This is a genomic window from uncultured Pseudacidovorax sp. (genome assembly GCF_913773995.1).
GTDB lineage: Bacteria > Pseudomonadota > Gammaproteobacteria > Burkholderiales > Burkholderiaceae_C > Xenophilus.
On record NZ_CAJYES010000153.1, the window covers coordinates 76,350 to 84,274 of the forward strand.

General features: G+C 70.9%; 8 protein-coding genes. 5 read left to right on the forward strand and 3 right to left on the reverse strand.

Annotated features, from left to right (window positions below; genetic code table 11):
* Window positions 1-56: 56 nt before the first annotated feature.
* The 3 genes from QZ772_RS14515 to QZ772_RS14525 all read right to left on the reverse strand — a co-directional run bounded on the left by QZ772_RS14515 (window position 57) and on the right by QZ772_RS14525 (window position 3,028).
* Window positions 57-1,970, reverse strand: coding sequence for an alkyl sulfatase dimerization domain-containing protein (locus tag QZ772_RS14515; RefSeq protein WP_295527533.1), 1,914 nt, complete (start codon window positions 1,968-1,970; stop codon window positions 57-59).
* Window positions 1,967-2,656 (reverse strand): TetR/AcrR family transcriptional regulator, encoded by a 690-nt coding sequence (locus tag QZ772_RS14520; RefSeq protein ID WP_295527536.1) that lies wholly within the window; start codon window positions 2,654-2,656, stop codon window positions 1,967-1,969. Before QZ772_RS14520 ends, QZ772_RS14515 begins: the two co-directional genes overlap by 4 nt.
* Window positions 2,657-2,752: 96 nt before the next feature.
* Entirely contained in the window at window positions 2,753-3,028 is a 276-nt protein-coding gene (locus QZ772_RS14525; protein ID WP_295527540.1) for a hypothetical protein, read from the reverse strand.
* A 91-nt stretch (window positions 3,029-3,119) separates the two neighbouring features.
* Between QZ772_RS14525 and hemA the strand changes: the two genes are divergently transcribed.
* The 5 genes from hemA to QZ772_RS14550 all read left to right on the forward strand — a co-directional run.
* The gene (gene hemA, locus QZ772_RS14530) at window positions 3,120-4,406 is read left to right on the forward strand and encodes a glutamyl-tRNA reductase (protein ID WP_295527542.1); all 1,287 of its coding nucleotides are present in this window, start codon (window positions 3,120-3,122) and stop codon (window positions 4,404-4,406) included.
* A 101-nt stretch (window positions 4,407-4,507) separates the two neighbouring features.
* The gene (gene prfA, locus QZ772_RS14535; RefSeq protein WP_295527544.1) at window positions 4,508-5,593 is read left to right on the forward strand and encodes a peptide chain release factor 1; all 1,086 of its coding nucleotides are present in this window, start codon (window positions 4,508-4,510) and stop codon (window positions 5,591-5,593) included.
* An 83-nt stretch (window positions 5,594-5,676) separates the two neighbouring features.
* The gene (gene prmC, locus QZ772_RS14540) at window positions 5,677-6,540 is read left to right on the forward strand and encodes a peptide chain release factor N(5)-glutamine methyltransferase (protein ID WP_295527546.1); all 864 of its coding nucleotides are present in this window, start codon (window positions 5,677-5,679) and stop codon (window positions 6,538-6,540) included.
* Window positions 6,541-6,578: 38 nt separating this feature from the next.
* The gene (gene grxD / locus QZ772_RS14545) at window positions 6,579-6,902 is read left to right on the forward strand and encodes a Grx4 family monothiol glutaredoxin (protein ID WP_017761179.1); all 324 of its coding nucleotides are present in this window, start codon (window positions 6,579-6,581) and stop codon (window positions 6,900-6,902) included.
* Between the two features lie 258 nt (window positions 6,903-7,160).
* Window positions 7,161-7,925: AAA family ATPase (locus QZ772_RS14550; protein WP_295527548.1), on the forward strand; the 765-nt coding region annotated here is incomplete at its 3' end.

A 7,925-nucleotide genomic window follows, 5' to 3' on the forward strand; every position in this document is an offset into this window, starting at 1 on the left:
AATCGGAGCGGGGCGCGGGCCGGTGGCGGGGCCTTCGTGCGTGCGTGCGTGCGTCGTCAGTCGGGCCAGCGGGCCGCGTCGACCACCGGGAAGCTGCCGCCGAAGTTGTCCAGCAGGCCGAAGAAGCGCGGCAGCAGGCTGGCATCGCCGCGCAGCTGCGCCTCGCCGGCGCCCACCAGCTCCGGCAGCGTCTGCTGGCGCGCCAGCAGGGCATTGAGGGCGCGGCGCGGCAGCGTCAGGTGCACGTCGCAGGGCGCTTCGGCCGACGGCACACGGATGGGGCTCAAGGCGCCGTTGGACAGCTCCAGCCGCCAGTGCTCGCCACTGTCGACCAGATGCAGGCCGACCACGCAGGCGAGTTCGCCCGCGCGTGGCGCGTTCAGGCGCACGGCCAGCGCGTCGAACAGCAGGCCGTTGCCCAGCGCGCCTAGCATGGCGCTGCCGCCGGGCACGGCCGGCGCGGCGGGCGGGCCCTCGCGGTACTCGCGCGCGCCCAGCAGGAAGGCATTGCGCCAGGTGGCGGACTCGGCGGCGAAGCCCATCTGCTCCAGCGCCTCGGCGGCCAGCGCGCGGGCGCCGGCGTGGTCCGGGTGCGCATAGACGGCATGCTTCATGACCTCGGCCACCCAGCGGTAGTCGCCGCGCGCCAGGTCCCCGCGCGCCCGCGCGACCAGCGCGTCGATGCCGCCCATGTAGCGCACATAGCGCTCGGCCGCCGCCACCGGCGGATGCGCATGCAGGTTGGCCGGATGGGCGTCGTACCAGGACAGGTAGTGCTGGTAGATGGCCTTCACGTTGTGCGAGACCGTGCCGTAGAAGCCGCGCGCATGCCAGCGCCGCGCCAGCGGGCCCGGCATCGTCAAGCCCTCGGCGATCTCGGCGGACTTGAGGCCGTGGCTCATCAGGCGCACGGTCTGGTCGTGCAGCCAGCGGTACAGATCGCGCTGCTCGCGCAGGAAGCCCTGCACCCGGTCCTGCCCCCAGGTCGGCCAGTGGTGCTGGGCCAGCGCCACGTCGCTGCGGTCGCCCCAGCGCTGCAGCGCCTGGTGCAGGTACTTGGACCAGGCCAGCGAATCGCGCACCTTGGCGCCGCGCAGCGGGCAGAGGTTGTGCAGCGTGCGCGTGGCGTTCTCGGCCAGGTTCAGGGCGCGCTCGCCGGGAAAGTAGAAGTGCATCTCGGCGGGCGCCTCGGTGTCGGGCGCCAGCTGGAACTCGATGGCCACGCCGTCGATGGTGTGGGCCTCGACGTCCTGCACGATCTCCCAGGTGGGCGCGATCAGCGAGGGCCGGCCGCGCGGCAGGCTCTTGCCCAGGCCAGCGTCCACCTGGCCGTCGGCGCCCACCGGCAGCGTGTGGCCGAACTGGAACTGCGCCCGCCGCGCCATGGCCACGCCGCCGATCACGTTCTCGGCCACCGCGTGGTGCATGAAGCCCACGGGCGCGATCACCTGCACCCGGCCGGCATCCACGTCCTTCTGAGAGATCAGGCCGGCGACGCCGCCGAAGTGGTCGCTGTGGCTGTGGCTGTAGATCACCGTGTGCAGCGGCCGGCGGCCTTCGGGGTCGCGCAGGCGCCGGTAGAGGCGCAGCGCGGCGGCGGCGGTCTCGGGCACGGTGAGGGCGTCGAGGGCGATCAGGCCTTCGTCACCCTCGATGAAGGTGATGTTGGCCAGGTCGTAGCCGCGCACCTGGAAGATGCGCGGCGTGACCTGGAACAGCCCGTGGATGCGGTTGAGCCGCGCCTGCCGCCAGAGGGCCGGATTGACGGTGGGCGCCGGCGTCTCGTCGTCGAGGAAGGCGTAGGGGCGAAGACTCCAGACCGGCGCGTCGGAGACGCCAGCCACCTCGGCCTCGTCGTCGCTGCCGAGGAAGCCGCGGCGGGCATCGGCGAAGTCCTCGCCGTCCTCCGGCGGCGCGCCGGCCGCGGCCAGGCGCTGGAGGTCGAGGGTGGGGCCGTAGGCGGTCTTCATGGCTGGGTGTTCCGGTGATCGGGCGCAATGCCCAGGTAGGCGCCGAGCGCCTCGGCGGTCTGCGCGACCAGGGTGGCTTCGTCCAGCCGGACGGGCCCCGGATCGGTGAGCACGGCACTGACCAGCAGCCCGTGGAGCATCTGGTGGGCAAAGCCCAGGCGGGCCGCAGCCGCCTCGCCCTGCCACTGCGGCCAGCGCGCCATGGCCGCCGTCAGGCGTTTGCGCGTGACCAGCCGCACCTGCGCCAACGGATGGGCCGTGTTGGCTTCGCGCGGCTGCTGCTGGGTCTGGCCCAGCGCCGCGGCATAGAGCCCGCGGTGCAGCCGGAACGAATGGACCATCAGCCCGACCCAGGCCCGGAGGAACTGCGCGGGCGTTTCGCCTTCGCGCTCCGGCGCCGCGTGGAAGGCGTCGAGCCGCTGTTCCAGCACCTCGGCCAGCAGTTGCTGCAGCACGGCGAAGTAGGCCTCCTTGTTGTGGAAGCGCGTGTAGAAGGTGCCGACCGAGCAGCCGATGGCCTGGGCGATGTCGCTGACCGTCACCTCGGACCAGCGGCGCGTCGCGGTCAACTGCAGCCCGGCTTCGATCAGCGCCTGCTGGCGCTCCTGGCCCCGTGGCCGCTTGGGCGCGACGGCATGCTGCGCCGGCAGCGTGCCGGCAGCTTTCTGGACAAGTTCTTCCTGCATCGACTCAACATGAACATGAATTCATATTCATGTTATGGCGTGAACAACGGCGTCGGAAGCTCGGGCTTACCCGCAAGATTGAGAAAAAGGACCGGCTCAGCGTCCGCCGCGCAGCATGGCCCACTGCACGGTGCCGGCGACCAGCGCCAGCGCCGAATAAGTCGCAATCCGCCCGTCGTGACCCGTCAGCACCAAGCCACCGAACAGCGTCACGACGCCAGCCCCGGTGGTGATTGCCACCTGCTTCCACAACGGCACGCGCAGCGAGCGTGTCCGCAGCGTCACCCGCAGGCCCAGCGCCAGCAACACGGCGACGGCGGTGGCCGGTGCGACGAAATTGAACAGGTGATCGAGGAACCGGAGGGGGGACATGCGCCGCGGAGCGCCTGCCAATGACTGCAATAGGAGGGTTTACTGCAGTGCAAGGCGCCGAAGAGGGGCGCGAATTTTATAATGCGCGGTTATGGCAGTCTGGGCACTCGGCTTGAACCACACGACCGCGCCGCTCGACCTGCGCGGCCGGTTCGCGTTTGCCGTCGACCAGATCGCGCCCACCCTGCAGAGCCTGCGCAGCGCCGTGGGCCTGCGCGGCCATCCGCCGGTGGAGGCCGCCATCATTTCCACCTGCAACCGCACCGAGATCTACTGCGCCGCCGACCGTCCTGCGCTGGATCACACGGTCGACTGGCTGGCCGGCAGCGGCGGCGTCTCGCCGGCCCTGCTTCGCTCCCATACCTACACGCTGACCGACGGACAGGCCGCACGCCATGCCTTCCGCGTGGCCAGCGGGCTCGATTCCATGGTGCTGGGCGAGGCCCAGATCCTGGGCCAGATGAAGGACGCCATCCGCGCCGCCGAGACGGCCGGCGCCCTGGGCACCACGCTCAATCAGCTGTTCCAGCGCTCCTTCGCCGTCGCCAAGGAAGTGCGCACCTCCACCGAGATCGGCGCCCATTCCATCAGCATGGCCGCCGCCGCGGTGCGCCTGGCCGCCCAGCTCTTCGAGGACCTGCGCGAGACGCGCGTGCTCTTCGTCGGCGCGGGCGAAATGATCGATCTGGCCGCCACGCATTTCGCGGCACGCCAGCCCGCGAAGATCGTCATCGCCAACCGCACGCTCGAGCGCGGTGAGAAGCTCGCCAGCCGCCTGGGCGGCGAGGCCATGCGCCTGGCCGACCTGCCCGGCCGTCTGGCCGAGTTCGACATCGTGGTCAGTTGCACCGCCAGCACCTTGCCGCTGATCGGCCTGGGCGCCGTGGAGCGGGCGCTCAAGGCGCGCAAGCACCGGCCCATGTTCATGGTCGACCTGGCCGTGCCGCGCGACATCGAGCCCGAGGTCAAGGCACTGGAAGACGTCTACCTCTACACCGTGGACGACCTGGCCCACGTGGTGCGCCAGGGCGAGGCCAGCCGCCAGGCCGCCGTCGCCCAGGCCGAGGCCATCATCGACGCCGGGGTGCAGAATTTCCTGCACTGGATGGACCAGCGCAGCAGCGTGCCGCTGATCCAGCAGTTGCAGGCCCAGACCGATGCCTGGCGGGCAGCTGAGCTGGCCCGGGCCCGTCGCCAGCTCGCGCGCGGCGACGATGTCGAGGCGGTGCTGGAGGCCCTGTCCCGCGGCCTCACGCAGAAGATGCTGCATGGCGCCCTGGCCGAGTTGCATGCCGGCGATGCCGCCAGCCGCGCACAGACGGCGCAGACGGTGAGCCGGCTCTTCCTGCGCAACGGCGACCCGCGCCGGGACAACTAGCGACGCTCGCTCGCCGCGGCCCTGCACGGGCCGCATCCGCCCGCCGCGCGCCTGCTTCGCGTGGCCCTGGCCCCGCGGCCCCGCCCCATTCCGCCCTGCCCGTGAAAGACTTCCTCCGCCATCAACTCGAACGCTTCGCCCAGCGCCTGGAAGAGCTCGACTTCCTGCTTTCGCGCGAGGACATCATGGCCGACATGGTCCAGTACCGCGTCCTCTCGCGCGAGCATGCCGAGGTCACGGCCATCGCCGGCCGCTGGGCCCGCTACCGGCAGCGCGAGACCGACCTGGCCGGCGCCCGCGACATGCTGGGCGATCCGGACATGGCCGAGATGGCGCACGAGGAGATCGCCGCCGCCACCGCCGAGCTTCAGGAGCTGGAGGACGAACTCCAGCGTCTGCTGCTGCCCAAGGACCCGGACGACGCCCGCAATGCCTTCCTCGAAATCCGCGCGGGTACGGGCGGCGACGAATCGGCCCTGTTCGCGGGCGACCTGGCGCGCATGTACACACGCCATGCCGCCAGCCAGGGCTGGAAGCTGGAGATCATGAGCGCCAGCGAGAGCGAGATCGGCGGCTACAAGGAAGTGGTGCTGCGCGTCGAAGCCGACGGCGCCTACGGCCGGCTGCGCTTCGAATCCGGCGGCCACCGCGTTCAGCGCGTGCCCGCCACCGAAACCCAGGGCCGCATCCACACCAGCGCCTGCACCGTGGCCGTGATGCCCGAGCCCGACGAGACGCAGGCCGTCACACTGAACCCCGCCGACCTGCGCATCGACACCTTCCGCGCCAGCGGCGCCGGGGGCCAGCACATCAACAAGACCGATTCCGCCGTGCGCGTGGTGCACCTGCCCACCGGCCTGGTCGCCGAATGCCAGGACGGCCGCAGCCAGCACAGCAACAAGGCCAAGGCGCTGCAGGTGCTGCAGGCCCGGCTGCAGGAAAAGGAGCGCAGCGAGCGCGCCGCCAAGGAGGCCGCACTGCGCAAGGGCCTGATCGGCAGCGGCGACCGCAGCGACCGCATCCGCACGTACAACTTCCCGCAGGGACGGCTCACCGACCACCGCATCAACCTCACGCTCTACAAGCTCGGCGCGGTGATGGAAGGTGACCTGGGTGAGGTGCTCGATGCGCTGCAGGCGGCGCGTGAGGCCGAGCAGCTGGCGGAGCTGGAGGCGAGCCAGGCATGAGCGGTCGCCCAAGCATGCCGGCGGGCGTTGACACCACGGCAGGGGCCGCGGCCGCGAGCGCCGCGCCCGAGCCAGCGGCATCCATGAACGCGGACTTGTCCGCAGAAGCCGCCCCACCGAGCGTCGCCGCCGCCCTGCAGGCCGGCCTGCGCGCCGGCCTCGATCGGCTCGATGCCCAGTTGCTGCTGCTCTTCGCCCTCGGCCGCGCCCCGCACGACCGGGCCTGGCTGCTGACGCACGACGGTAACGCGCTCGCTGTCGGCGACTGGCCCCGCGTCGCTGCCCTCTTCCGACGGCGCCTGGCCGGCGAACCCGCCGCCTATCTGCTCGGCGAGAAGGAATTCCACGGCCTCGACCTTCAGGTGGACGCCCGGGTGCTCGTGCCGCGCCCGGACACCGAAACGCTGGTCGACTGGGCCCTCGCCTGCCTGGAGGGCCGCCCCGCCCCGCGCGTGCTCGACCTGGGCACGGGCAGCGGCGCCATCGCCCTGGCGCTGCAGCGCACCCGGCCCGATGCGCGGATCGAGGCGGTCGATGCCAGCGCCGACGCACTCGCGGTGGCCGCGGCGAACGCCCGGCGGCTCGGCCTGCCCGTCGCCTTCCGCCAGGCCTCCTGGCTGGACGGTGCTCCCCCGGGCGCCTACGACCTCATCGTCAGCAACCCGCCCTACATCGCCGAGGGCGACCCGCACCTTCCCGCCCTGTGCCACGAACCGCGCTCGGCGCTGGTCGCCGGCATCGACGGCCTGGACGAGCTGCGGCAGATCGTGCGCGCTGCACCCGCGCACCTCGCCGAAGGTGGCCGGTTGCTGCTGGAACACGGCCACGACCAGGCGGCCGCCGTGCGCCAGTTGCTGGCCGCCGCGGGTTTCGCCGACATCCAGCACCGCCACGATCTGTCCGGCATTGCCCGTTGCACCGGCGGAACCTGGGCCCCGGTGAAATAATCCACGTCCTTATCACCCCACCACCCACAGGAAACCCCATGAGCGACGTTCAGCAACGCATCGACGGCATCGTGAAGTCGAGTGATGTCGTGCTCTTCATGAAGGGCAACGCGAGCTTTCCCATGTGCGGCTTCTCCGGCCGCGCCGTCCAGATCCTGAAGGCCTGCGGCGTCGACACCAAGGCGCTGACCACGGTCAACGTGCTGGACGACGCCGAGATCCGCCAGGGCATCAAGGAATACAGCAACTGGCCCACGATCCCCCAGCTCTACGTCAAGGGCGAGTTCGTGGGCGGCTCGGACATCATGATGGAGATGTACGAGTCCGGCGAGCTGCAGCAGATGCTGACCCAGGCCGCCTGAGGACGCAGGGCACCTCTCCACCGCCGGCCAGCCCGGCTTCGATTCGGCTCGCTGCGTGCGGGCCGAATTGCTTTGGGCGGCACCCGCCTCGTCCGACCCGGCCTCGGCGGATGCGTACGCGCCTCGAGCACCGCCTACTCTCTTGTAGTCGCCAGGCCACATTGGCTGTCGGCCCCCTGCGGTCCGTGTGCACGCGGCGCGGGCACGTCTTATGCTGTATCGCACCAGGTGTTGTTGTTCGATACGGAGGTGTTCCCGATGGATTCCCGCAGTCTCGTCCCCACCAGCGCAGGCTTCCAGCTGCCCGTGGCGCAGCTGCGCAGCGTCTACGAGACGCATGAGGTCGAGCGCCGGCTCGCCAAGCTGCCCGAGCGCGATCACGAGACCTTGCGCAGCACCTACACCCGCATGCTCGAGCGCGGCCCGGAGCGCTTCCAGGTCAAACCTTCCGGGGTGCCCGACATGGCGGCCCTCTACGAGCAGCTCCCCAATTTCACCGATGCGCTGGACGACGTCCGCCGCCACGTCGCGCTGGCCCAGGACAGCCGCGACGGCCTGGAAGTAACGCCCATGCTGCTCCTCGGCCCACCCGGCATCGGCAAGACCCATTTCGCCCGCAAGCTGGCCGAGCTGCTGGGCACCGGCATGCAACTGGTGCCGATGAGCTCGATGACGGCCGGCTGGCTGCTCTCCGGCGCCTCCTCGCAATGGAAGGGCGCCAAGCCCGGCAAGGTGTTCGAGGCGCTGGTGGACGGGCAGTACGCCAACCCGGTGATCGTGGTGGACGAGATCGACAAGGCCAGTGCCGACGCGCAGTACGACCCACTCGGTGCGCTCTACGGCCTGCTGGAGCACGACACGGCGCACCATTTTGTCGACGAGTTCGCCGAGGTGGCCATCGATGCCAGCCAGGTGATCTGGATCACCACCGCCAACGACGAGCGCAGCGTGCCCGAGCCGATCCTCAACCGGATGAATGTGTTCGAGATCGAGGCGCCCTCGGCCGAGCAGGCGCGGCGCATC

What these genes read in the sequence shown, in the direction of transcription:
- QZ772_RS14515 (WP_295527533.1), bottom strand. Translation starts at nt 1,970, where the DNA reads ATGAAGACCGCCTACGGCCCCACCCTCGACCTCCAGCGCCTGGCCGCG.
- grxD (WP_017761179.1), top strand. Translation starts at nt 6,579, where the DNA reads ATGAGCGACGTTCAGCAACGCATCGACGGCATCGTGAAGTCGAGTGAT.
- QZ772_RS14525 (WP_295527540.1), bottom strand. Translation starts at nt 3,028, where the DNA reads ATGTCCCCCCTCCGGTTCCTCGATCACCTGTTCAATTTCGTCGCACCG.
- prmC (WP_295527546.1), top strand. Translation starts at nt 5,677, where the DNA reads ATGAACGCGGACTTGTCCGCAGAAGCCGCCCCACCGAGCGTCGCCGCC.
- hemA (WP_295527542.1), top strand. Translation starts at nt 3,120, where the DNA reads ATGGCAGTCTGGGCACTCGGCTTGAACCACACGACCGCGCCGCTCGAC.
- QZ772_RS14520 (WP_295527536.1), bottom strand. Translation starts at nt 2,656, where the DNA reads ATGCAGGAAGAACTTGTCCAGAAAGCTGCCGGCACGCTGCCGGCGCAG.